The sequence below is a fragment of the Kitasatospora sp. NPDC036993 genome (genome assembly GCF_055607525.1).
This window is the reverse complement of sequence record NZ_JBVJRP010000009.1, coordinates 207,808-231,953: the sequence shown is the minus strand read 5'-3', so window position 1 is coordinate 231,953 and position 24,146 is coordinate 207,808. Positions and strand designations below refer to the sequence as shown.

At 74.6% G+C, this 24,146-nt stretch carries 19 protein-coding genes and 3 tRNA genes; 13 read left to right on the top strand and 9 right to left on the bottom strand.

The annotated features are described in order from the left end of the window. Positions 1-3 precede the first annotated feature (3 nt). Positions 4-999, bottom strand: coding sequence for a hypothetical protein (locus ACZ7C5_RS20925; RefSeq protein WP_401078161.1), 996 nt, complete (start codon positions 997-999; stop codon positions 4-6). A 131-nt stretch (positions 1,000-1,130) separates the two neighbouring features. On the opposite strand from ACZ7C5_RS20925, the gene ACZ7C5_RS20920 reads away from it, so the two are divergent. Next, positions 1,131-1,904 (top strand): ADP-ribosylglycohydrolase family protein, encoded by a 774-nt coding sequence (locus ACZ7C5_RS20920; RefSeq protein WP_470323187.1) that lies wholly within the window; start codon positions 1,131-1,133, stop codon positions 1,902-1,904. Here the strand turns inward: ACZ7C5_RS20920 and ACZ7C5_RS20915 are convergent. Next, positions 1,894-2,628: a GNAT family N-acetyltransferase gene (locus ACZ7C5_RS20915; RefSeq protein ID WP_470323186.1), complete on the bottom strand. Its 735-nt coding sequence runs from the start codon at positions 2,626-2,628 to the stop codon at positions 1,894-1,896. The two genes, ACZ7C5_RS20920 and ACZ7C5_RS20915, sit on opposite strands and share 11 nt — an antisense overlap. 716 nt (positions 2,629-3,344) lie before the next feature. On the opposite strand from ACZ7C5_RS20915, the gene ACZ7C5_RS20910 reads away from it, so the two are divergent. The 5 genes from ACZ7C5_RS20910 (at position 3,345) to ACZ7C5_RS20890 (ending at position 10,334) form a co-directional block, all read left to right on the top strand. Continuing rightward, on the top strand, positions 3,345-4,289 hold the full coding sequence (locus ACZ7C5_RS20910; protein WP_401078168.1) for a PAC2 family protein: 945 nt from the start codon (positions 3,345-3,347) through the stop codon (positions 4,287-4,289). A gap of 224 nt (positions 4,290-4,513) precedes the next feature. Further along, positions 4,514-5,521 (top strand): SGNH/GDSL hydrolase family protein, encoded by a 1,008-nt coding sequence (locus ACZ7C5_RS20905; RefSeq protein WP_470323185.1) that lies wholly within the window; start codon positions 4,514-4,516, stop codon positions 5,519-5,521. Positions 5,522-5,729: 208 nt separating this feature from the next. Continuing rightward, on the top strand, positions 5,730-7,040 hold the full coding sequence (locus ACZ7C5_RS20900) for a deoxyguanosinetriphosphate triphosphohydrolase (protein WP_401078174.1): 1,311 nt from the start codon (positions 5,730-5,732) through the stop codon (positions 7,038-7,040). A 74-nt stretch (positions 7,041-7,114) separates the two neighbouring features. Further along, positions 7,115-9,019, top strand: coding sequence for a DNA primase (gene dnaG, locus ACZ7C5_RS20895; protein ID WP_401078177.1), 1,905 nt, complete (start codon positions 7,115-7,117; stop codon positions 9,017-9,019). Between the two features lie 133 nt (positions 9,020-9,152). Next, a complete protein-coding gene (locus tag ACZ7C5_RS20890) occupies positions 9,153-10,334 on the top strand; it encodes an RNA polymerase sigma factor (RefSeq protein WP_401078180.1) in 1,182 nt (393 codons plus the stop codon). A gap of 12 nt (positions 10,335-10,346) precedes the next feature. Here ACZ7C5_RS20890 and ACZ7C5_RS20885 read toward each other — a convergent pair whose 3' ends face one another. From ACZ7C5_RS20885 to ACZ7C5_RS20870, 4 genes are all read right to left on the bottom strand, one after another. Further along, on the bottom strand, positions 10,347-11,501 hold the full coding sequence (locus tag ACZ7C5_RS20885; protein ID WP_470323184.1) for a helix-turn-helix domain-containing protein: 1,155 nt from the start codon (positions 11,499-11,501) through the stop codon (positions 10,347-10,349). Between the two features lie 444 nt (positions 11,502-11,945). After that, a complete protein-coding gene (locus ACZ7C5_RS20880; RefSeq protein ID WP_470323183.1) occupies positions 11,946-13,349 on the bottom strand; it encodes a glutamate decarboxylase in 1,404 nt (467 codons plus the stop codon). Positions 13,350-13,455: 106 nt separating this feature from the next. Beyond that, positions 13,456-14,889, bottom strand: coding sequence for an FGGY family carbohydrate kinase (locus ACZ7C5_RS20875; RefSeq protein WP_188298244.1), 1,434 nt, complete (start codon positions 14,887-14,889; stop codon positions 13,456-13,458). Positions 14,890-15,058: 169 nt separating this feature from the next. After that, positions 15,059-15,364 (bottom strand): hypothetical protein, encoded by a 306-nt coding sequence (locus ACZ7C5_RS20870; protein ID WP_401078190.1) that lies wholly within the window; start codon positions 15,362-15,364, stop codon positions 15,059-15,061. A 245-nt stretch (positions 15,365-15,609) separates the two neighbouring features. On the opposite strand from ACZ7C5_RS20870, the gene ACZ7C5_RS20865 reads away from it, so the two are divergent. Continuing rightward, positions 15,610-15,682, top strand: a tRNA-Asn gene (locus tag ACZ7C5_RS20865). 61 nt (positions 15,683-15,743) lie between these two features. Continuing rightward, positions 15,744-15,816: transfer RNA gene (locus tag ACZ7C5_RS20860), tRNA-Asn, on the top strand. A gap of 156 nt (positions 15,817-15,972) precedes the next feature. On the opposite strand, the gene ACZ7C5_RS20855 is transcribed toward ACZ7C5_RS20860, so the two are convergent. Continuing rightward, positions 15,973-16,719: a trypsin-like serine peptidase gene (locus tag ACZ7C5_RS20855; protein ID WP_470323182.1), complete on the bottom strand. Its 747-nt coding sequence runs from the start codon at positions 16,717-16,719 to the stop codon at positions 15,973-15,975. A 336-nt stretch (positions 16,720-17,055) separates the two neighbouring features. On the opposite strand from ACZ7C5_RS20855, the gene ACZ7C5_RS20850 reads away from it, so the two are divergent. Further along, positions 17,056-17,129: transfer RNA gene (locus tag ACZ7C5_RS20850), tRNA-Ile, on the top strand. Between the two features lie 227 nt (positions 17,130-17,356). Here the strand turns inward: ACZ7C5_RS20850 and ACZ7C5_RS20845 are convergent. Next, positions 17,357-19,447, bottom strand: coding sequence for a hypothetical protein (locus ACZ7C5_RS20845; RefSeq protein WP_470323181.1), 2,091 nt, complete (start codon positions 19,445-19,447; stop codon positions 17,357-17,359). Positions 19,448-19,648: 201 nt separating this feature from the next. Between ACZ7C5_RS20845 and ACZ7C5_RS20840 the strand changes: the two genes are divergently transcribed. The 4 genes from ACZ7C5_RS20840 (at position 19,649) to ACZ7C5_RS20825 (ending at position 22,547) form a co-directional block, all read left to right on the top strand. Further along, positions 19,649-20,596: an SPFH domain-containing protein gene (locus ACZ7C5_RS20840; protein WP_188296471.1), complete on the top strand. Its 948-nt coding sequence runs from the start codon at positions 19,649-19,651 to the stop codon at positions 20,594-20,596. A gap of 9 nt (positions 20,597-20,605) precedes the next feature. Then, positions 20,606-20,833, top strand: coding sequence for a type II toxin-antitoxin system antitoxin (locus ACZ7C5_RS20835; RefSeq protein WP_401078201.1), 228 nt, complete (start codon positions 20,606-20,608; stop codon positions 20,831-20,833). 39 nt (positions 20,834-20,872) lie between these two features. After that, the gene (locus ACZ7C5_RS20830; protein WP_401078204.1) at positions 20,873-21,541 is read left to right on the top strand and encodes a GOLPH3/VPS74 family protein; all 669 of its coding nucleotides are present in this window, start codon (positions 20,873-20,875) and stop codon (positions 21,539-21,541) included. Positions 21,542-21,635: 94 nt separating this feature from the next. After that, positions 21,636-22,547 (top strand): 1-aminocyclopropane-1-carboxylate deaminase/D-cysteine desulfhydrase, encoded by a 912-nt coding sequence (locus ACZ7C5_RS20825; RefSeq protein WP_401078207.1) that lies wholly within the window; start codon positions 21,636-21,638, stop codon positions 22,545-22,547. A 7-nt stretch (positions 22,548-22,554) separates the two neighbouring features. On the opposite strand, the gene ACZ7C5_RS20820 is transcribed toward ACZ7C5_RS20825, so the two are convergent. Further along, complete coding sequence (locus tag ACZ7C5_RS20820) at positions 22,555-24,084, bottom strand: LCP family protein (RefSeq protein ID WP_401078210.1); 1,530 nt, start codon at positions 24,082-24,084, stop codon at positions 22,555-22,557. Positions 24,085-24,146: the final 62 nt, after the last annotated feature.

Sequence of the window (24,146 nt, the reverse complement as noted above, 5' to 3'; positions counted from 1 at the left end):
CCCTCACCGGGCCCGGCGCCAGGTGATGCGGGGGTGCGGGGCGTGCGGGCCGGTGGTGACCAGGGCGGTCAGTTCGTGGAGGACCGGCGCCGGGTCGCGGCGGAGCTGGGACGGGGTGGTGCGGACCACCGGGAGGCCGGCGGCGGTGAGCCGGTTGGCACGGGCCAGCCCCCGTTCGTGGTCGGCCGGGCGCAGGTGCCAGGAGCGGGAGTCGATCTCCAGGGCCACGCAGGAGTGCGGCCAGTAGGCGTCCGGGACGGCGAGGAAGCGGCCGTCCAGGAAGAGCACCGGGTTCCACAGTGGCTCCGGCAGGCCCGCGTGGGCCAGCAGCTCGCGGGCCTCGCCCTCCACCACCGACCGCACCCCGGCCGTCAGGTCCTCCACCACCCGGGCCACCCGGGGCAGCCCGAGCGCACCCGGCCTGGACAGCAACTGGTCGAGCAGCTCGCCTAGTTCGCAGTGCCGCCGCTGGACGGCCTCCGCGCACAGCGCCCGGAACCGGCGCTCCCCGGTCTCCCTCGGGGCGAGATCGGCCAGCGCCCGGGCGACGGTGGTGCTCCACAGCCCGTCGGCCCGCTCGAAGCCGCTCGGCATCGCCCCTGAGGCCCGGTGGATCCGGACGAACTCCCGGTCGCCGACGCGCCGTTGGCCGGGGATCAGGATGTCGACGGAGCGCAGGTCGGCCGGGTGCCCGGCGCTCGGCAGCCCGGCCTGGGCCAGGACCGCGAATCCGGTCAGCAGCACCTCCCCGATCCTCGGGTCCCGCCCCTTGGGGGTCGCGTACGCCAGGGCGGCCCGCAGCTTCTGGTGGATCGTCAGTCTTCCGCTCTGGAGGCAGATCACCCGGGGCAGCACCTGCTGCCAGGGCCCGCCCGGCCGCAGCCGGTGGGCGATGGTGCCGGAGGGCACCCCGAGGCGGCGCAGCTGCGCCCGGGTGGCGATGTGCTGCTGGTCGGCGCCGAGCAGGGCGACCGGGTCGAGGGGATTCGCGCGGATCATGCCCCGGTGCCTGCCCGTCGCGTTCGGATGTATGCGAAACATCCCCCGTCGGTGGGGCCGGCGTCGGCGGAGGTTGACGGACCGGCCGGCGAGCCGCTGAGCTGGGGGCATATGACCACACCAGTTTCGCGGTGGCGGCCGCGTACGCCGTGCGGGCGCGCACCCGGCCGGTGGCTCCGGAACGCTTCCTGGAGTCGGTGGCCGACCTCACCCCGGACGGCCCGGTCAGGGACGGCCTCACGGAGGCCCGCGAGCTGCTCGCCCAGCCGGACTTCCGGGTCGCCGCGCAGGTGCTCGGCAACGGCAGCCGCACGTCCGCGGCCGACACCGTCCCGTACGCGCTGTGGTGCGCCGCCAGGAACCTGGCCGACTACCGCACCGCCCTCTGGGAGGCGATCGCGGCCGGCGGCGACATGGACACCGTCGCGGCCGTCACCGGCGGAGCGGTCGCCGCCCACACCGGCACCGGAGGCATCCCGCGCGCCTGGCTGGCCGCCCGGGAGCCGCTGCCCGGGTGGACGTTCCCCGAGCCGGGCGGTGTCCGCGCGGGCGGCGAACCGCACCTGGCACCGATCAGCCTGCCCCGCCCGTACCCGGTGCCCGACCTGGCCTGGTCGGACGGCCGGTGGGAGCGGATCAGGCGCGGTCTGGGGCCCCGGGAGGCGGACGGGCGCTGGGTCTCGTACACCTCCGGGGGCGTCCTGCACCTGCACCGCGGCACCGACGGCCGGGAGATCTGGCGCGTCCGGGTGGGCCGGGTGAAGGGCGGCTGGCGGCCGGTGTCGGCCCTGGTCGAGGCCGACCCCGGATACCTCCGGGGCCGGGACGGCCACGGCCTCCTGCGGGACGCCCTGGAGGCGGCGGAACCCGGCCGCGACGCGCGGGGGTACGGCCTCAGGCCGTGATCATCAGCTGCCCGGCGCCGCCGCCGCCCTGTCTAAGGCACTCCTGGTTGATCGCCGGATCCGGGGCGCTCGGCGAGGTGGCGGCGGCGATCCGCAGCTCGATGATGTCCCGGACGGCCGGCCACTCGTCGCCGAGGATCGAGTAGAACGCGGTGGAGCGCACCACCCCGTCCAGCCCGCGCGAGTGCGCCCGGCGGACGCCCTCGGAGGTCGCGCCGAGCCGCTCGATCGCGGTGCGCGAGCGCAGGTTGCGGGCGTCCGCGCGCAGCGAGACGCGCTGCACGCCCCAGGTCTCGAAGGCGTGGCGCAGCATCAGCAGCTTGGCCTCGGTGTTGATGCCGGTGCCCTGGGCGCGCGGCGAGAGCCAGGTGTTGCCGATCTCGGCCGCGTCGGGGACGGCCGTGGCCGGATCGCCGAACGGGACCCCGGGCACCGGCGGCCACACCAGCGGCCCCTGCCAGTAGTCGAGTTCCAGGAACCGGGTGGAGCCGACCACCCGGCCGTCGGCGACGTTCACCGTCGCGAACGACAGTGACCGGCCCGCCGCCTGTTCCGCGAGCGCCCGCGCGACGTAGTCGCGGGCGGCTTCCAGGCCGTGCGGAACGGGGGTGAAGGCGTAAGTCGTACGGTCCTCGGCGCCGGCCTGGGCGATGGCCTCGGCATGGCGCGCGGCGAGGGGCTCCAGCCGCACGGTGCGGCCGGTGAGGATGACAGGTACGGGCACGGAACCTTCGGTCCTTCATCGGTCGGAGGGTGCCTCCCGCGCCGGGGTACGGCACGGGGTGCGCTGGTCTGGGTACGCCTGGGCCCGGGTCCGTGCGCCGGGTACCCGCGCACGCCGGAGGTCCGGTCGGACGGGGTGGGGGCGACGGCCCGGAACGGGCGGCGCGGGGTGCCGGAACGGACACGGGTCCTCGGACCGGTCCGGCAGGAGCAGCGAGGGGACAGTGTGCGTCCGCGAAATGGCCGAAGAGGAAACGAGAGCGCGAAGGGAAGCGGGCGGCCAGGTGAAGGCAAGATGCGTCGTGGGTGACTGGCCGAGCACCGGACCGGGACGTGGCCGACGGCGTTACGGACGACGTGACGACGACGCGACGATGCGAGGCAGCGAGAGGACGATACCCGCCAGAAGGCGGTGCGTCACCTCGCGGCGCGCCCATGGCCGCGCGGGTCCTTCGCGGGCCCTCCGGACGGGCCCCTTCCGGGGCCGTGACCAGGGGCTCTTCCCCCGGGTGCGATCATGGTCCGGAGCGGTCGGCCGAGGCCGTCGGGCGAGTCCCCCGGGGGTTGTCGGGGGAGCCGCCGGACGCTCCGGGACGGTTCCCCGGCGGGTCCTCCGCAGGACGGGGGCCGGGGCGGGAATTCCGGCGGGGCCCGGCACGCTGGACTGGACGACGAGCCGGTCGACCGGGACGAGCAGAGAACGGGGTTGGGTGCGCGGTGCGTGACTTCCAGGCGCTGTACGAGCTGGATCAGCAGGGCGTGGCCGCCGTGGCCGCGGCCAACGAGCAGTTGCGCGACACCGGTGCCGGCCTGGTGCTGCTCCAGCACTTCGAGGGCTTCATGGACGCCGGGGAGGCCGGCGGCCAGGTGGTGGACCACCTGCTGGAGACGGGATCGCCGCAGGTGGTGGCCCGCTTCGACCACGACCGCCTGGTGGACTACCGGGCCCGCCGCCCGGCGATGGTCTTCGACCACGACCGCTGGGCCTCCTACGACCCGCCGGAGATCCTGCTCCAGCTCGTCCACGACGCCGCCGGCGCGCCGTTCCTGCTGCTCAGCGGCCCCGAGCCGGACGTCGAGTGGGAGCGTTTCGCGGGTGCCGTCCGCGAGTTGGCGGAGCGGTTCGAGGTCAGGCTCGCGGTCGACTTCCACGGCATCCCGATGGGCGTGCCGCACACCCGTCCGGTCGGTCTGACGCCGCACGGCAACCGGCTGGACCTCGCCCCCGGCTACCCGCAGTGGTTCGAGCAGGCGCAGGTCCCCGGCAGCGCCCAGGCGCTGGTGGAGTACCGGCTGGCCGAGGCCGGGCACGACGTCCTGGGCTTCGCCGTGCACGTCCCGCACTACGTCGCCCGCTCCGCCTACCCGGCGGCGGCGGTGCAGATCCTGGAGGCGGTGCAGTCCGCCACCGGGCTGGTGCTGCCCGGCACCCCGCTGCGCGAGCGGGTCTCCGAGGTCTACGCCGACATCGAGGAGCAGCTGGCCCAGGGGGACGGCGAGTTGCGCTCGGCGATCCGCGGCATGGAGGGCCAGTACGACGCCGTGGCGGGCGCGGAGAGCCGGGAGAGCCTGCTGGCCGAGCCGGTGGACCTGCCCTCGGCGGACGAACTGGGGCGGCGCTTCGAGCAGTTCCTGGCCGAGCACGAGCGCGGCGCGGAGTAGCGCGGGTACGGCGCGCGGCGGGGCGGGTGCGGCGCGCGCACGGCGCCGGCGGGCTCCGGGCGCCGGGCCCGCCCGGGGGCGGATTCCGGCCGGTTCGGGCCCGCGGGGGGACGACTTCGCCGGGGCGGGAGTCATCGGCCACGGCCGTTCGTTGGCCCTGGGGCTGCCCGGGGGACGGGCCGCCGTGAGGAGCCGACCATGACTCGTTTCCCCGGGGGGAGACCATGCCGAGGACCGTACGTCCGACCTTCGCCCTGACCGCCGCGACGGCGGCGCTGCTGCTGGCCGGGTGCACCGGCGGAGGGGGTTCGGACAGCAAGGGGACCGGTTTCGGGGGCGCGGTGCCCGACCGCGCGCAGGCCGGCGCGACCGCGTCGCCGACCCCCACCCCACCGCCCACCGGCCCGTACGTCGCACTCGGCGACTCGTACACCGCGGGGATGAAGCTCCCCCCGCGGGCCGGCGGGCCGGACGGCTGCTACCGCTCGGGGGCCAACTACCCGTCCCTGGTGGCCAAGGGGCTCTCGATCGCCGCCGGGCAGTTCAAGGACGTCAGCTGCTCCGGCGCCCGCACCGAGGACCTGACCGGCCCGCAGAAGGTGCCGGGCGGCACCAACCCGGCCCAGCTGGACGCCCTGACCGCGGACACCCGGCTGGTCACCCTGGGCATCGGCGGCAACGACGCGGGCTTCATGGAGGTCGTGACCGAGTGCGCCAAGGACAACCTGGTGGACATCCTCAAGGGCGTGATCACCGACGGCGGCGACCGGGCCGGCAAGTCGCCCTGCCGTGACCACTACGCCTCCGGCAACGGCACCGACGAGGTCCAGCGCAAGGTGGACGCGGCCGGCGACCGGCTCGGCCAGGTGCTCCAGGACGTCGGGAAGCGCTCCCCGAAGGCCAGGGTGTACGTGATCGGGTACCCGGGTCTGCTCCCGGCCGACCCGGCGAGCTGCCTGCCGGTGCTCGGCAAGACGGTGGCCGTCTCCGACCTGGGCTTCCTGGTGGAGAAGGAGCAGCAGCTCAACGGCATGCTCAGGAAGCGCGCGGAGGCGGCCGGCGCGGTGTTCGTCGACCTCGCCGGGCCCTCGGCCGGGCACGACATGTGCGCGGGGGAGGACAAGCGCTGGGTCGAGCCGCCGCTCCCGGCCAGGGGGCTGGTGCCGATCCACCCCAACGCCAGGGGGCAGGAGGCGATGGCCGGCGTGGTCCAGAAGGCGATCAAGGGCTGAGGGCCGGTCAAGGGCCGAGGGCCGGTCCAGGGCCGAGGACGCCCGGGGCTCCGGGCGCCGGGGCGCGACGTACGGGCTGCGCCGTCCGGGTGGGGCCGGTTCACGGTGGCGGGCACCCGCCCGCCCCGCACCGTTCATGCCCCGGCCCGCGCGCCTTCGTGCGCGGCACACCCCGCGTGTCGGGGGCGCGGCGTACCGTGAGTGGCATATGGATGACACCGCGCACCGCCTCGCCGCCCCGAACCCGTACGACCACGCCGCCGAGGCCCGCTGGGTCCCCGAACCCGACAAGCGCCCCGGCCGTACGGCCTTCCAGCGCGACCGCGCCCGGGTGCTGCACTCGGCGGCGCTGCGCCGGCTGGCCGGCACCACCCAGGTGGTCGCCCCGATGCGCAGTGACTTCCCCCGCACCCGGCTCACCCACTCCCTCGAATGCGCCCAGGTCGGGCGGGAGTTGGGCGCCGCCCTGGGCTGTGACCCGGATCTCGTGGAGGCCGGCTGCCTGGCCCACGACATCGGCCACCCGCCCTTCGGCCACACCGGCGAGGAGGCCCTCGACCAGGCCGCCGAGGCCTGCGGCGGCTTCGAGGGCAACGCCCAGTCGCTGCGCATCCTGACCAGGCTCGAACCCAAGCGCTTCGCGCCCCAGGAGGAGCAGCCCGCCGCCCGGCTCGCCCCCTGGCCGGGCCGCAGCGTCGGCCTCAACCTGACCAGGGCCGCCCTCGACGCCGCCACCAAGTACCCGTGGCCCAAGGGCGCCCACCCCACCGACCCGGCCTCGCCCAAGTACGGCGTCTACGCCGACGACCTGCCGGTCTTCCGCTGGCTCCGGGCCGGCTCCCCGGCCGGGCGCAAGTGCTTCGAGGCCACCGTGATGGACTGGGCCGACGACGTGGCCTACTCCACCCACGACGTCGAGGACGGCCTCCAGGCCGGTCACATCGACCCGGCCGCCCTGCGCGCCCCCGGCGAGCGCGCCGGGCTCTTCAAGGTCGCCGAGCGCTACGCCCCCGACGCGGAGCCGGAGGAGCTGGCCGCCGCCCTGGACCGGCTGCTCGCCCAGGAGTGGTGGCCCCGTTCGTACGAAGGCACCGCGCGCGCCCGGGCCGGGCTCAAGGACCTCACCAGCCAGCTGATCGGCCGCTTCTGCCTGGCCGCCGAGCAGGCCACCCGGGCCCGCTACGGCCCCGGCCGGCTCACCCGCTACGCCGCCGAGCTGGTGGTGCCGAGGGACGTCCGGCTGGAGTGCGCGGTGCTCAAGGCGGTCGCCGTCCGCTACGTGATGCAGCGCGACGAGCAGGCCCAGCTGCGGGCCCGCCAGCGGATCGTGATCGCCGAGCTGGCGTACGTCCTCACCCAGCGCGCCCCCGAGGGGCTGGACCCGGTGTTCGCCGCCATGTACCGCGAGGCCGAGGACGACCGCGCCGCGCTGCGCACGGTCGTCGACCAGATCGCCACCCTGACCGACGCCTCCGCCCTGGCCCTGCACGCCAGGCTCGTCGGCGCCGCCTGGGCGTGACCGGTGCGGGAGCGCGCTGGCGGACGGGCCCGGCTCCCCGCCGGAAGGCCCGGCCGCACCAGTAGACTTCCGGGGTGGCCGGGCGGATCAGGGACGAAGACGTACAGGCGGTGCGCAGCGCACTGCCGATCGACGCGGTGGTCGGCGACTACGTACAGCTGACCAACGGTGGCGGTGGCGAGTACAAGGGCGTCTGCCCCTTCCACGACGAGAAGTCCGCCTCCTTCTACGTGAACCCCGCCAAGGGCGTCTTCCACTGCTTCGGCTGCCAGGAGAACGGCGACACCATCGCCTTCCTGATGAAGATCGAGCACTTCACCTTCGCCGAGGCCGTCGAGCGGATGGCCGCCCAGGCCGGCATCACCCTGCGCTACGAGGAGGGCGGCTACAACCCCCGCCACCAGCAGGGCGAGCGCACCCGCCTGGTCGAGGCGCACAAGGTGGCCGCCGCCTGGTACCAGGAGCAGCTGGCCTCGGCGGAGGGGGAGATCGGCCGCCGCTTCCTCGGCGAGCGCGGCTTCGACGAGGAGGCCGCGAAGACCTTCGGCGTCGGCTACGCCCCCGCGGGGTGGGAGCACCTGGTCCGGTACCTGCGCGGCAAGGGCTTCACCGACAAGGAGATCCTGCTCGGCGGCCTCGCCTCGCAGGGCCAGCGCGGCGGCCTGATCGACCGCTTCCGGGGCCGGCTGGTCTGGCCGATCCGGGACATCGCCGGCGAGGTGATCGGCTTCGGCGCCCGCCGCCTGCGCGAGGACGACAACGGCCCGAAGTACCTCAACACCCCCGAGACGCCGATCTACAAGAAGTCCCACGTGCTGTACGGCATCGACCTGGCGAAGAAGGAGATCGCCAAGTCGGGCCGCGCGGTGGTGGTCGAGGGCTACACCGACGTGATGGCCTGCCACCTGGCCGGGGTCACCTCGGCGGTGGCCACCTGCGGCACCGCCTTCGCCGAGGACCACATCAAGATCATCCGCCGGCTGCTGATGGACACCTCGCAGTACCGGGGTGAGACCGTCTTCACCTTCGACGGCGACGCGGCCGGCCAGAAGGCGGCCCTGCGCGCCTTCGAGGACGACCAGAAGTTCGCCGCCAAGACCTCCATCGCGGTCAGCCCCGGCGGCATGGACCCGTGCGAGCTGCGCCTGGCCCAGGGCGACGAGGCGGTCAAGCAGCTGATCGACAACCCGGTCCCGCTGTTCGAGTTCGCGCTGACCTCGGCGGTGGCCCGGCACCGGGTGGACACCCCGGAGGGGCGCTCGGCGGCGCTGGAGGAGGCGGCCCCGATCGTGGCCAAGATCAAGGACCGCTCGATCCAGCACGAGTACGCGGTCCGGCTGGCCGGCATGCTCGGCATCCTGGACGAGCAGTTCGTCGTCCGCCGGATCTCCCAGCTGGCCCGCTGGGACCGCGAGCGCCAGCAGAACCCGCGCGGAGCCGCCCAGCGCCGCCCCGAGCCCGCCCAGCCGCAGCGCCCAGCGCAGCCCGCCTTCCGGCTCAACCCGCGCGACCCGGCCCAGTTCGTCGAGCGCGAGCTGCTCAAGCTGGCGCTCCAGCACCCCGACCTGGTCAGCCCGGCCTTCGACCACTACGGCGAGGACGAGTTCCCGACCCCGCCGTACACCGCCGTCCGGCAGGCCGTCGCGAAGGCCGGCGGCGCCGCGTACGGGGCGACCCTGCCCGACTTCACCAGCGCGGTGCGCGAGGCGGCCCCGGACGACCGGGTGCGCTCGCTGGTCACCGAGCTGACCGTCGAACCGGTGCGCTCGCGCCGCAAGGTGGACGCGATCTACGCGGGCGAGTTCCTGGTCAAGCTGCGGCTGCTGGCGGTGGAGCGGCGGATCACCGAGGTCCGCGGGTACCTCCAGCGGCTCGGGCCCCGCGCCGAGGCCGAGCAGCAGCACGCGGTGCAGACCGAGCTGTGGCAGCTCCAGCAGTACGGGCAGCAGTTGCGCAGTGGTGGTGCGGCGGCGCTGTAGTACCGGCCGCACCACCGGCCGTGCAGAAAGTCGGCGCACGAGTCTCGGCCACGGAGTGTGGCGTACCGCACACTGGAAGGCGTCCCACCTCCGTACAGCGCGGGTCCGCCAGAGTCGCGCCCGCCCCGAGGGGATGCCCGTGGAGCAAGGCCTCGTCGCAGCGACCACCACCAGTACGGGAGCGAACCCCGCCGGTCCGGCGGGCCGGCAGCAGGCCGGGGAGCAGGAGACCCACCACGCCAGGGCCGGGACGGCGCCGCCGGACGGCGCGAGGGCTCCCGCCCGGGGCCTGCCGGAGGGCCACCCGGAGAGCCCCGAGCCCGATCCCGATCCCGAAGCGCAGGCCGAAGCGCGGGCCGGGGAGGAGGAGCCGGAGGAGCGCCGCGCGCCCGCCGACGACACCGGCCCGGCCGCCGACCTGCTGCGCCAGTACCTGCGCGAGATCGGCCGGATCCGCCTGCTCACCGCCGAGGAGGAGGTCGAGCTGGCCCGCCGGGTGGAGGCCGGAATCTTCGCCGAGGAGCGGCTGAACGGCGACCCGCCGCCGCCGGACCCGTCGGCCGGCGAGCTGGACACCCTGGTGGTGCGGGGCCGGATCGCCAAGCGCCGGCTGATCGAGGCGAACCTGCGCCTGGTCGTCTCCGTCGCCAAGCGCTACGTCGGCCGCGGGCTGACCCTGCTGGACCTGGTCCAGGAGGGCAACCTGGGCCTGATCCGGGCGGTGGAGAAGTTCGACTACACCCGGGGCTTCAAGTTCTCCACGTACGCGACCTGGTGGATCCGGCAGTCGATGAGCCGGGCCCTGGCCGACCAGGCCCGCACGATCCGGGTGCCGGTGCACGTGGTCGAGCTGATCAACCGGGTGGTCAGGGTGCAGCGCGGCCTGCTCCAGGAGCGCGGCCTGGAACCCACGGCGGCCGAGGTCGCCGCCGCCCTGGAGCTCACCGAGGAACGGGTGCGCGAACTGCTCAGGCTGGCCCAGGAGCCGATCTCGCTGCACACCCCGGTCGGTGAGGAGGAGGACGTCGCCCTGGGGGACCTGATCGAGGACGCCGACGCCGCCTCACCCGCCGAGTCCGCGGCCTTCCTGCTGCTGCGCCTGCACCTGGACGCGGTCCTGGCCACCCTGGGCGAGCGGGAGCGCCAGGTCGTCCAGCTCCGCTACGGGCTGGACGACGGCCGCCCGCGCACGCTGGAGGAGATCGGCGCGGTGTTCGGCGTGACGCGGGAGCGGATCCGCCAGATCGAGTCGAAGACCCTGGTCAAGCTCCGCGACCACGCGTACGCCGAGCAGCTCCGCGGCTACCTCGACTAGTGCCGGCCGCGGCTAGGACGGATCCGCCGGGCCGGGCTCGGCCGGCGGGCCGGTCCCAGCCGGCGTCGCGACGGGGTCGGCCGGTGTGGCGGCGGGGTCGGCCGCCGCCGGGGTGGCCGGGGCCGGGGTCGTGGGTGCGCCGGCGCCGGCGCCCGGCGGGGGAGAGGCCGGCCCGATCGGGATCGGGGTGGAGGCCACCACCGAGGCAAGGCCGGAGACCACCGCCGTGCAGTCGTGGCCGGCCGGCTGGTACCCGCAGACCTGGAAGGTGACGGCCGGGTCCGCCGCGTTCAGCATCGGCGAGTAGTTGTCGTAGCCCCAGTGGATGAGCGCCGTCTCGCTGTCACCGCTGCCGTCGGTGATCGTCGCGTAGTCCTTCGGCTGGCCCTCGGTGATGGCCGCCCAGGCGGCCTGGCAGGTCCGGCTGTACCGGAGGTAGACGACCACCTTGCCGATCACCTGGGTCTGCAGGGTCCTGGCGTCCTTGCCGCAGCCGGTGGTCTTGGGGTCCTTGTGCGCGCAGCCGACGGCCTGGCAGTCCGGTCCCGTCCTGGCCCCGGCGGTACCGCCGGCCGTGGCGGAGGGCGACCCGGCCGCCGGTCCGCCGACCGCCGCGGCCTGCCCGTCGTGCCGGCTGATCCGCAGGCCGGTCAGGACCAGCAGCAGTGCCAGGACGGCGGCGACGGAGACCAGCGCCGCCGGGCGCCGCCACCAGGCGGCGGGGGCGGGTCCGGGCTCCTGCCCGGTCACCAGCGCCTCGTCGGCGGCCGGTTCCTCGGCGGGCGGCTCCTCCGGACCCGAGGGTCCGTCAGCGACGGCCTCGGCAGCGACGGCCTCGGCAGGGGCGGTCTCGGCAGGGGCTTCGGCGAGGGCGGGCCGCTGCGGGACCCCGGCCGTGACGGCGGGCCCCGCCACCGCCTGCCGCCACAGCGCCCGCAGCGCGGCCCCGTCGCAGTCCACCGCACCGACCAGCGCGTCCAGCGCCTGCTCGGTGACGATCCGTTTGCCGTTGAGCCAGCGCTCCCAGGACGCCCGGCTGTAGTGCGTCCTGGCGGCCAGCTCGGACAGCGACAGTCCGGCGGCGTCCTTGATGGCCCGGAGCTCCTGCGCCAGGCGTCTGGCGGGCTCGGACAGCTCCTCGGGCAGCTGCTTCCAGGCGGAACCCAATACGGCGCTCCAAATTCGCGAAACGGGACGTGGGGCGGGTGACCGGAAGGGTCCCGGCCCGGGCCGTTCGGCGTTTCCGCTTCTCCAACCTCACCGGCCCGGCGTCCCAAATCCCAGGTCACGGCGCTGAGACGGACGGAAGTGTCTCACAACCCCCGGAGACGCTCGACCGTGCACGTCGCCGTCGTGCACAGTTCTCTGGCCGGTGCGGTCCGGCCGTCGGCGAACCGTTCGGACACCGATCGACGACCCGTCATCGGTCCGCACCCGGTCCCGGTTCCCCCACCGGTCCCGGACAGCCTCGCGGGGGGAGGCTGCCCGGGACCGTCCGGGATGCTCCGGTGGGGAGGACGCTTCGCCGCGCCCTCCCCACCGTGACGTTCCCCGCCGTGACGTCCCCTGCGGTGGCGCTCGGCGGCCCCGACCTCTCCGCCGTGTGGACGATCAGTGGTGGAAGCCGGACCTGGCCGGCACCCCGAGCTCCTTGAGCGGGACGGGCTGGCGCCGCAGCTCGGGCAGCAGCCGGTCGAGGTCGGCCAGCAGGAGGTCGGCGAGGTCCCGGGAGAAGCCGTTGCGGCAGACCACCCGGAGCACCGACAGGTCCTCCCGGTCCGCCGGGAACCGGTACGCGGGCACCTGCCAGCCGCGCTCGCGCAGCCGCCGTGAGACGTCGAACACGTCGAAGGGGAGGTCCCCTTCGGTGGTGAACGCGAACACCGGGAGCTGGTCGCCCCGGGTCAGCAGCCGGAAGCAGTCCAGTTTCCCGATCTGCCCGGCCAGGTAGGTGGCGACCTCGCGGCAGGCGCCCTGGACGGCCCGGAAGCCCTCCCGGCCGAGCCGCAGGAAGACGAAGTACTGGGCCACCACCTCGGCGCCGGGCCGGGAGAAGTTGAGCGCGAAGGTCGGCATCTCGCCGCCGAGGTAGTTGACCCGGAAGACCAGTTCCTCGGGCAGCGCCTCCTTGTCGCGCCAGAGTGCCCAGCCCACGCCCGGGTACACCAGCCCGTACTTGTGGCCCGAGGTGTTGATCGAGGCCACCCGGGGCAGCCGGAAGTCCCAGACCAGCCCGGGGTCGAGGAAGGGCGCCACCATGCCGCCGGAGGCGCCGTCCACGTGCACCGGGACGTCGATGCCGGTGCGCTCCTGGAGGGCGTCCAGGGCCGCGCAGATCTCCGTGACCGGTTCGTACGAGCCGTCGAAGGTGGAGCCGAGCACGCCGACCACGCCGATGGTGTTCTCGTCGCACAGCGCGACCGCCCGCTCGGCGTCCAGGTGGAAGCGGGTGCCCTCCATCGGGGAGGTGCGGGCCTCGACCTCCCAGAAGTTGCAGAACTTCTCCCAGCACACCTGCACGTTGACGCCCATCACCAGGTTGGGCCTGGCCCCGGCGGCGTAGCGGTCGGCGTTGCGGCGCGTCCAGCGGCGCTTGAGCGCCATGCCGGCCAGCATGCACGCCTCGCTGGAGCCGGTGGTGGAGCAGCCGACCGCGGCGTCCGGGACGGGGGCGTGCCAGAGGTCGGCGAGGATCGCCACGCAGCGCCGCTCCAGCTCGGCGGTCTGCGGGTACTCGTCCTTGTCGATCATGTTCTTGTCCAGGCACTCGGTCATCAGCCGGGTGGCCTGGGCCTCCATCGAGGTGGTGACGAAGGTCGCCAGGTTGAGCTTCGCGTTGCCGTCCAGCATCAGCTCGTCGTGGATCAGCTGGTACGCGGTGTCGGCCGCGACCGGCCCCTCGCCGAGCCGGTGCAGCGGCGGGGCCAGCTTCATCGCGCCCAGCGGGTCGGCGGCGCTCGGGTACGGGCCGATGCTCAGCCGGCGGTCGCCGCCGGCCCCCTTGTGCAGCGCCATGGCGTCCTGCCGCCCTTCGCGTCGGTGGCCGTGTCCCGTCCCACGCTGCCACCGGGCGCCGGGTGACGCATCCGCACCGGCCGGCGGCCGGTACCCCGACCCCGGATCAGGCCGCCGTCTCCGGGTGGACCTGGTCGCGGGCGGCCCGGTACTGCTGACGCACCGCCGAGCCGATCGCCAGGTCCTGCTCCCCGTCCGGTTCCACGGTCTCGGCGTCCGGCAACTCCCACCGCGGCGGCTCCGGGGTGCCCGCCAGGGCCCAGGCGGCCTGCCGGGCGGCCCCGCGGGCGGCGTGCGCACCCGGCGGCGGCACCACGACCGGGACGCCGAACAGCATCGGGGCGATGTGCCGGACGGCGGGCAGCCGCCCGGCCGTGCCGAGCAGGAACACCCGCTTCACCTCGACTCCCTGGGCGCGCAGCACGTCGAGGGCGTCGGCGATGTTGCACAGCATGCCCTCGACGGCGGCCCTGGCCAGGTGCTGAGGGGTCATCGCCTCGGCCCGCAGGCCGGTCAGGGTGCCCGCCGCGTGCGGCAGCGCGGGGGTGCGCTCGCCGTCCAGGTAGGGCAGCAGCACCAGGCCGTACGCGCCGGGGGAGGAGTGCAGGGCGAGGTCGCTCAGGCCCTCCAGGTCCCGGCCGAGCAGGGCGGCGGTGGAGCGCAGCACCTGGGCGGCGTTGAGGGTGGCGACCATCGGCAGGTGCCGGCCGCTGGCGTCGGCGAAGGAGGAGACCAGTCCGGAGGCGTCCACCACGGCCTCCTCGTGCACCGCGAAGATCGTCCCGGCGCTGCCGAGCGAGACCACCGCGTCGCCGGGGCCGAGGCCCAGGCCCAGCGCGGCGGCCATGTTGTCGCCGGTGCCGGCCGAGATCAGCAGGCCTTCGGGGGTGTGCCCGGCGGGCTCGGACGGGGGCAGGACGTCGGGCAGCCTGAGTTCGTGGCCGAGTGCCAGCTCGACCAGGTCCTGGCGGTACTCGCCGGTGACCGGCGACCAGTAGCCGGTGCCGGAGGCGTCGCCGCGGTCGGTGGTGCGGCGCCTGGGGTGGCCGAGCAGCTGCCAGACCAGCCAGTCGTGGGGCAGCAGCACCTCGGCGACCCGGCGGGCGTTGGCCGGCTCGAACTCGGCCAGCCAGCGCAGCTTGGCGACGGTGTACGTGGGGGCGGGCACGGCGCCGATCGCGGCGGTCCAGGCGGCCGGGCCGCCGAGGGCGTCCAGCAGCTTGGCGGCGGCGCCGCTGGAGCGGGGGTCGTTCCACAGGATCGCCGGGCGGACCAGCACCCCGCCCGCGTCCAGGCCGATCATCCCGTGCTGCTGCGCGCTGACCCCGATCGCCCGGACGCCCTCCAGCAGGCCGCCGGTGGCGGCGTCGCCGAGCGAGTGCAGCCAGACCTGCGGGTCGGCCTCGCCCGGGCGCAGGTCCTGGTCCTCGGGGACGGGGTGCGGCGCCTTGCCCGAGCGCAGGACGGCGCCGGTGTCGGCGTCGCACGCGACGATCCTGGTGCGGTTGGTCGAGCTGTCTATCCCCGCGACGATGGCCATGTCGAGATCATGCCTCAGCCCGGCTCCGGACGCGTCCGGGCCGGGCGGGCCGTTGCCGGTTCGCGACACCGGGCCCGGGTGCGCGTGGCCCGGGCGTCACCGTCCCGTCACGGACGGGCGGTGGGTCACCGGCCCACCGCCTCACGTGAGGCGGTGGGCCGGCTGCCCGTCACGGCCGGAAGGTGCCCCAGCCGTCGTCCTCCGCCCGGGAGCGGTTGAAGTACGGCACCCGGTCGGTGACGACGTTCGGCAGCCGGTCGCCGACCCGGTCCGCGACCACCCCGGCGGCCTTCCCGGCCACCGCGCCGGCCTGCTGCCGTGCCCGGTCGGTCGCCCCCTGCACCGTGGGGTTCCGGGCGATCTGCCGGGTGACCTTGGAGATCTGTTCGTAGCGCCGGCGCCCGGCTCGCGAGCCCAGGACGTAGCCGGCCGCGAAGCCCGCGGCCAACGACAGCTTCCACATGATCGGATCCACCCTCTCCTGGCGGCTTCTGCCGCATTGCCCTACCCGTCCGTCGGGACGGCGAACCGTCGGGACGGCGAACCGTCCGCGCCCCAGCATCCCCGCCCCCGTCGCCGGGCGCGCGCGGGGCACGCCGGGCGGCCGCCCGGCGGCAACCCTGGAAAGCGATTGGCGGACCACCCCCCCGAGTGCGCTAATGTATGTCCCGCAGCGAGCGCCGAGGAACCCGGGACACCGGGGGCCGAAGCGGAAGCCGATCCCCCATAGCTCAATTGGCAGAGCAGCCGACTGTTAATCGGCAGGTTATTGGTTCGAGTCCAATTGGGGGAGCCGGGAGCGAAGCCCTCCGGGGCCCAGTTCCCTTCCGTGGTACGGAAGTCGAGTACCGCGATCCCGCATAGCTCAATTGGCAGAGCAGCCGACTGTTAATCGGCAGGTTATTGGTTCGAGTCCAATTGCGGGAGCTGCACCGGGTCCGCCCGGTGACTGCTCAGAGCGAAGGCCCCTCGGTCGACCGGGGGGCCTTCGTGTTGTCCCCGCACGCTCGCGCGACGTGACGTACGCGACACCGGGCCCGGGTACGGGCCGGGGTGGGCGCCGCCGCCCCGCCCGGTTCCGGGTCAGGTGGTCGCGGTCCGGTAGAGGGCGGCGACCCGCTGGTCGAAGGTGATGCTGTAGGAGGTGCCCGGGGTCTCCCCGCCCTCCTGGTAGCCGCCGATCACGCCCACCACCGTGCCGTCCGTCGCGACCCACGGGCTGCCGCTGGTGCCGTCGGTGTAGCCGCCGCAGTCGAAGCGCTCCTGGGTGGTGCTCTGCTCGCGGGTCCGGACCGCGCAGGTGATCGGCTCGTCGCTCTCGTTCGGGTAGCCGGTCACCGAGACGGACAGCCCGAAGCCCTGGCCGGTGCCGAGCGGGTTGCCGCCGACCGCGTCCTCGACCTGCCGGCCGTCGACCGGCCCCACGGTGACGAACGCCACGTCGTACTCGGGGTCGTCGCCGGCCGCCCAGCGCGGGTCGACGGTGATCGCCTGTACCGGCCAAGTCCCGTACGGGGTTGATCCGTTGCGGTAGCCGGGGGTGAACACCAGGCCGTCCAGCAGACCGATCCGGCGGGTCTGCACGCAGTGCGCCGCGGTGACCAGCAGATTGCGCCGGGGGCTGTGCACCACGCTCGCGGTGCAGGCCCGGGGGCCCTGCGCGGTGTGGATGGAGAGGGTGCCGATCCGGTCCCGGGCGGGGCTCTGCTGCGCGACCTCGGCCGTGGGCGCCCCGTCCTGGCCGCCGCACGCGGTGCCGACGGCCAGCAGCAGGGCGGTCAGCGCGACCGTTCGTACCGTGCGCGCGGGCCGTGCCGGGCGGGAGGCCATCGGGTCTCCGTCTCGTTCCTCGGGGCGGGCACCGGGGCCGTGCGTTCCGCCGTTCGTGAGGAAGATCTACCAGGCCGTGCCCGGCGGCGCCACCGCCGGGTGCCCGGCAGGCCGGTGGTGTCGCCGCCGGTGTCCCACACGCCGTCATCCGCCCAGGCTGCCCGGGCGGGGAGCTCCGCCCGCCACCCGGGCTGCGCCGCCCGGAGCGGAGCGGACCGTCGCCCCGGCTGCGCCCCCGGCGCGCACCGCGGGTGATCGACCGGCTATGCTGCCCGGGACGGCCTCGCTGGGGCCGTCTGCTGCTGCCGTGCCGACGACCGGCGCGTGCGGCGAACCGGGGCGGTAGCTCAGCCGGTTAGAGCAGGGGACTCATAATCCCTTGGTCGTGGGTTCGAGTCCCACCCGCCCCACCTTCCTGCCCCCGGCTGTTGTCGGCCGCCTTCGAGAAGGCCCCTGACCAGCCCGAACGCCCGTTTCCGCCGAGTGGAACTGTAGGCCAGGATCTCGTCCGCCGGAGTTTGCCACGCCGCGTTTCACCCGGCCCGGGGACATCCGGCGAGGCCGGGCGACGGAGCCGGGCCAGGACTGTGGGGCCGTCACCGGCGAACGGTGACGGCCCCACAGTCGTCGGTGCGGCTCAGCGGAGGGCGACCGGCCGGATGCTCACGTCGCCGTTCTCGTAGTGCAGCGCGGAGACGGCCAGGTCCGGGAGCCTGCCCGCGGCTGCCAGCGCCTTCAGGTCGGCGATCAGCGGCGAGCCCTCGTCGACGTAGAAGCGGAGCGGGGTCGACGGCCGGGAGGCGGCGAAGTCCGCCATCTCCTGGGCGCTGCGGTGGCCGATCGCCCAGGCCCACAGCTCCCAGGTGCTGCCCTGGTTGCGGTTGAGCACGCTCAGCCAGAGGTTGTCCTCGACGCCGCTCCAGTCCGGGCTGGCCTCGCCCCAGGCGCGGGCGCCGGCGAGCGAGACCGGCAGCCGGCCGTCCTGAGGGTGGTCGGTGTTGAGGACGGCGATCCGCTGGGCCAGCTTGAAGTGGGCGCCGGCGCCGTTCAGCTGGAACCGCCCGGGGCTGCCCTCCCAGCCGGCCTTGCCGGAGTCGGGCTGGGCGTTGCTGAGGACGGCGAAGGCCAGGCAGCCCGCGACGGCGACCACGGGCACCCCCGAGCGGAAGCGGGACCGCACGCTCCGGCGCGCGCCGGGGGCCGGTGCGGTGCCCGGCCCGGCGAACACGCGGCGGCCGAACGCGGGCAGCAGGGCGGCGGCGAAGCAGATCACCCCGACGACCATCAGCTGATGGATCATCTTCTCGTAGAAGTACGAGGTGGTGCCCGCCGTGCGGAGCTGGTACTCCATCACGCCGTAGCAGAGCAGCGAGACCGTGGCGAGCGAGGCCAGCGCGACCCGGCGCGAGCGGTTGGCGCGCGCGCTGCGGGTCAGCAGGGCCAGGAACGCGGCCACCACGAGGGGGAGCAGCAGGTGCCGGCCGACCGGGCTGATGCTGCCGGGAAGGGTCAGCACGTCCGCCGAACCGGCCGACTTGGCGTTGCTGTACGGCGGGAACAGCGCGAGGAGGCCGGTCACCGCGGCGGTGGCCAGCACGGTCGGCCAGTGCCGGAAGCAGTTCCGCCGGTGCATGACGGCCCAGGCGAGCACCACGGCTCCGACGGCCGGCAGCAGCAGGTAGTGGCCGAAGGAGATGCCGACCGTCAGTGCGCCGAGTGCCACGACCTGCTCGTGGAAGCGGCTGAGCGGCCTGATCGCCAGGGCGAGCAGCAGGGCGAACAGCCCGAGCGCGAAGATCTCGCTCAGGAAGCCGCGGGCCTGTAGCTGCGGCACCTCGGCGACGACCAGGTAGACGGCGGTGGGCAGGGCGAGGGCCAGGCCGCGCCAGCCGCGCAGCGCGCGGCCGGCGACCCGCTGCACCGCCCACAGGACGGCGACCGCCAGGCCGGCCGCGGTCAGGGCGGACAGCAGGATGAAGAGCGACATCTGGGCGAGCGCCGGGCCCTGGGTGGTACCGCCCCGCAGGAAGTCGGTGATCACGGCCAGCGTCAGGTGACTGCCCTGCGGGTAGGTGTCGAGGCCCGTCGTGACGGAGACGGCGGCCTCGCTCTTGTGCAGGGAGGTCAGGCCGCCCACGCGCAGGATGGTGTCGTACAGCGCCGCGTGCCGGGCGAGGTCCTCGAAGGAGATGATCAGGCCCAGCCGCTCGGTGGCGTTCCGGATGACGACCGGGTACATCGTGAACGCGACGGCCGCGGCCGCCGGCAGCAGCAGCGCGAGGTCCCGGGTGGGGACCAGCCGGCGCAGCCGCACCCACGGCCGCTGGGCCCGCCCGGCGGGCCGGGGGCCCTGGAGGAGCAGGACCGCGGTCAGCGGCACCGCGGTGGCCTCGGCGAGCGCCACCGGGTGCAGGCCCCACGGCCAGTAGCCGGCGAGCAGGCTGAGGGCGCAGGTCCAGCCGATCAGGACGCCGCCGGAGACCATCAGCCGGTCGAAGGCGGTGGCCCGGGAGCGGATGAGGGTCGCGGCGGCGTACCAGATCAGTGCGAAGGTCAGCAGGTCGGCCGAGACCAGGTGGAACAGCGGCGGGAGGACCAGGAGGGCCGCGGCGAGCCGGAGCTGTGCCGCGTTCGGCCGTTCGAACCCGGTCCCCGGGCGGTGCCGCTCGGTCCCCGCGCCCGGGTTCGTTCTGTCCGGTATGTCGACAGATCCGGCAAGCGCTGTCATGGATGCGATTCCCCCACAAACGATGCTGAGTGTGCAGATGTCGGGTGGCACTTATGAACATTCGTACGGGTCGACAAGTCTGCCGCATCGGTGGCGGGTGGCCGGTGCCGGGGGTCGCCCCGTACGGCCGGATGGCGGCGGGTGGGAAAAAGTGATATCACTTTGCCATCGGATGAGAGTGCCTGCCGAAGGAGCCGCCCCATGACCACGCCGCGTACGACCGTCGAGGACGGCCCCGCCCTGGACCTCCCGGTCCCCAAGATCACCGAGAAGGTCATCACCGGAGCGGCCGGCCTGCCGGTGCTCGGCGGCACGCTGCTCGGGCTGCTCGCCGGGATCGGTTCCTTCGTCGGCGGTGCGGTCCAGCTGTCCGGCGGCAGCAAGGGGGCGGGCGTCGCGCTGATGGTCGTCGGGCCGCTGCTGCTGCTCGGCTCGCTGCTGCTGATGTTCGGGCTGACGGTGGTCTCGCCGGGCCAGGCCAGGGTGGTCCAGCTGCTCGGGCGCTACCGGGGCACCATCCGGGCCGAGGGGATGACCTGGCTGAACCCGTTCACCAGCCGTCGGCACATCTCGCTGCGGATCCGCAACCACGAGACCGAGACCAGCAAGGTCAACGACGCGGACGGCAACCCGATCGAGATCGCCGCCGTGGTGGTCTGGCAGGTCGAGGACACCGCGATGGCGGTGTTCGAGGTGGACGACTACGCCGACTTCGTCGCCATCCAGACCGAGACGGCCGTGCGGCACATCGCCACCAGCTACCCCTACGACGCCCACCACGAGGGCCAGTTGTCGCTGCGCGACGGCGCGGAGGAGATCGCCCGCAAGCTCTCCGCCGAGATCTCCGCCCGGGTCGCCGCGGCCGGTGTGCGGGTCGTCGAGTCGCGGATCACCAGGCTCGCGTACGCTCCGGAGGTCGCCCAGGTGATGCTCCAGCGCCAGCAGGCCGGGGCCGTGGTCGCGGCGCGCAGACTGATCGTCGAGGGCGCCGTCGGCATGGTCGAGGAGGCGCTGGACCGGCTCGCCGAACGCGATGTCGTGGATCTGGACGAGGAGCGAAAGGCCGCCATGGTGAGCAACCTCCTGGTGGTGCTCTGCGGCGAGCGCGGCACCCAGCCCGTCGTGAACACGGGTTCCCTCTACCAGTAAGGCGAGGCCTTGGCGACGGAACGGAAGAAGCTCCTGTTGCGACTGGACCCTTCAGTTCACGACGCACTCGCCCGATGGGCCGCGGACGACCTGCGCAGCACCAACGCGCAGATCGAGTTCCTGCTCCGCCGCGCCCTCGGCGACGCGGGCCGGATGCCCACCGGCGCGGCCCGGCTTCCCAGGCGCGGCCGCCCGCCCAAGGAGAGCCCGGAGAGCGTCGGTCCCGGCGAGGACTGACCGCGGGGCCGGGCGCTCAGAAGACCTTCGGAGACCGACATGGAACTGCCCGCCACCCTCCCCGAGAAGCTGTACCTGCTCGCCTACGACCCGCGGCGCGGGCGGACCACCCAGCACTCCTCGCTCAACCTGCTGCTCCAGGCGGCGGCGCTGACCGAACTGCTGCGCCGGGGCCTGTTGTACGAGGAGGGCCGCAAGGCCGTCGCCCGGGTCCGGGCCGGCGCCGCCGAGACGGGCCTCGACCCTTACAGCGCCCGCCTGTTGGGCCAGATCAGGGAGACCCGGCCGCACAGCTGGAGCTGGTGGGTCGGCCGTGCCAGGAGCTACGGGCACGACCAGCCGATCCGCCGGGTCAGGGACGGCCTGGCGGACTCCGGCCGGATCACCCTCCGGCCGCACCGGGTGGCCGGGCTGTTCCCGGTGACCCTGGTCGCCCCGGACGGCCCGGGGGCCCGCGAGGCGCTGGTGGCCTCCGTCACCGGGGCGCTCAAGGGACCGCTCAGCCGGGTCGACCCGGTCGACGCGGCGCTGACCGCCCTGGTCGCGGCGGGGAAGCTCCGTTCGGTCCTGAGCTCCGGGCAGCGCAGGGAGTACCGGGGCCGGATCGGGAAGCTGGCCCTGGCGGCCGGCCCGGTCCCGCGCGCGCTCGGCACGGCGCTGGCCTGGCGGATGGCGGGCCAGGCGGCGGAGAGCGCCTCGGTGGGCTGACGGGCCGTCCACGGGGGAGACGGCCCGGACAGGGGGCTGGAGCCCGGTCGCCGATCCGGCGGCCGGGCTCCACGCACACCCGTAAGCTGGCCGGGTGCTCGAACCCGCCCTGCTGCCGACCCCGCTGGTGGACTGCGCCGACGAGGCCTTCGCCCGGGCCGGGGTGGCGCTGCGGCTGAAGCGCGACGACCTGCTGCACCCCACCGTCCCCGGCAACAAGTGGCGCAAGCTGGCGCCCAACCTGGCCGCCGCCGTGGAGCGGGGCCACACCCGGCTGCTGACCTTCGGCGGCGCGTACTCGACCCATCTGCGGGCCGTGGCGGCGGCCGCCGGGGCGCTCGGGCTGGAGAGCGTCGGGCTGGTCCGCGGCGAGGAGCTGGCCGGCCGGCCGCGCAACTGGTCGCTGCGGGCCGCCGAGGCCTCCGGGATGCGGCTGGAGTTCCTGACCCGCGCCGAGTACCGGGAGGCCACCGGCCGGGCCGAGGGGGAGCACGGCACGGACGCCCTGCTCCGCCGCTGGGGCCGCTGCCTGGTGCTCCCCGAGGGCGGCTCCAACGCGCTGGCCGCCGTCGGCGCGGCCGCGATCCCGGCCGAACTGCCCGGGCTCGGCGAGCGGGACGTGGTCTGCTGCCCGGTCGGCACCGGCGGCACCCTGGCGGGCATCGCGGCGGGCCTGCCGCCGGGTGCCCGGGCGCTCGGGGTGGCCGTGCTGCGCGGCGGCGAGGGCTACCTGGAGGCGGAGGTCGCCCGGCTGCACCGGGCCGCCTACGGACGCGAGTTCGGCAACTGGCGGATCGACCACGGGCACCACGGTGGCGGGTACGGCAAGGTCCCGGCCGAACTGGACGGCTTCGCCGAGCGGTTCGAGCGCCGGCACGGCGTCCCGCTGGAGCGCCGCTACGTCGCCAAGCTGCTCGCCGCGCTGGCCGACCTGGCGGCGGCGGGCGCCTTCCCCCGGGGCACCCGCCTCACCGCCGTCGTCACCGGGCTGCCGGACCCGCGGTAGCGGGCGGTCAGCCGAAGGACAGCTTGGCGCACGGGTCGGTGTCGGCGTTGCGGGTGTTCTCCGCTATCCCGGTGGGAATGCCGCCCGGGGTGGCACCGGGGCCGGCGCCCGGGGTGGTGCCGGCCGGCGCGCCGGGTGCCGGGCTCGGGGCGGTGACCGAGTCGATCCGGGTGCCCGCCGTGGGGTAGTCGGGGCCGAGGGTGACGGTGATCGCCTCCGAGCCGGGCTCCTCGACGGCCTTGGCGCCGGGGAAGAGCGCCACCACCTGGTCGGCGGTGGCCTTCAGCGCGGGGTCGTAGGAGACCCGGGTGGCCTGCTGCCCGGGGGAGTTGGGGCCGAGCGTGATGTTCCGGAAGCCGCGCGCCTTGAGCGTCTCGGCGCCGGAGCCGGCCAGGCCGGGCGTGCCGACCCCGTTGACCACGGTGATCGGCGCCGCGGTCTGCTCCGGGGTGAGCGGGGTGCCCGGCGCGGGCGCGCCGCTCGGGTCGGCGCCGGGGGAGGAGGTCACCTGGCCGGTCCCCGCGGTGCTCTGGCCGTCCAGGGTGCGGTCCTCGCGCAGCAGCTTCCAGAGGGTGTCGGCGTCCGGCTGGACCAGCCGCACCCGGTCGCCGGCGTAGCGCCAGGGCGCGGTGACGAAGGAGACGTCGGAGAGCTTGATGTCCTGCACCGACCGGGCGAAGTCCACCAGCTTCATCGCGGTGCCCAGCCCCTCGTCCACGGTGAGCGACTTGGTGGCGGCGTCGGCCAGCGGCAGCAGGGTGGGCAGCGAGAAGCCCTGGCTCTGCACCTTCCTGATCATCGAGGAGAGGAAGGCCTGCTGGCGCATCATCCGGCCTATGTCGGAGTTGTCGCCGAAGCCGTGGCGGGCCCGCAGGTAGTCCACCGCGGACTGCCCGGAGAGCTTCTGGAGGCCCTTCTTGAGGTGTATGCCGTACTCGTCGACGTCGTTGGGCACACAGGCCTCGACGCCGCCCACCGCGTCGGACATCGCGGCCGCGCCCTTGAAGTCGACCACCATGGTGTGGTCGATCCTCAGCCCGGTGAGCTTCTCGACGGTGTTCTGGGTGCAGGCCGGGTTGCCCTGGGCCGCCAGGCCCACGGTGAACGCGGAGTTGAACATCTGGTCGGTCTTCGCCGTCGTCCAGTTGCCGTTCGGCAGCCGGCAGGACGGGATGGTGACCAGGGTGTCGCGGGGGATGGAGACGCCGACGGCGTGCTTGTGGTCGGCGTAGATGTGCACCAGGATCGCGGTGTCCGAGTGGCCGACGCCCTCGTCGCCGCCGCCCAGGACGTCGTTGCCGCCGTCGCGGGTGTCCGAGCCGAGCAGCAGCACGTTGACCGGGACGGAGGCGCCCGGGGTGGCCGGAACGGGGGCCGGCGGGCGCTCGGTGGCGACGCCGCCCGCGTCGAAGGTGGTGATGTTGTTGTCCAGCCGGTGGTAGAACCAGGCTCCCGCGCCCACGACCGACAGCACCAGTACGGCGGCCAGGCCGATGGCGGTCCGCAGGTAGCGGCGCCGGCGCGTGCTGCTGCTCATCCTCCGTGCCCCCCGTTTCAGATCTCTCGCGTTCGATGTTCGAACGTTAGACGTTCCGGAAG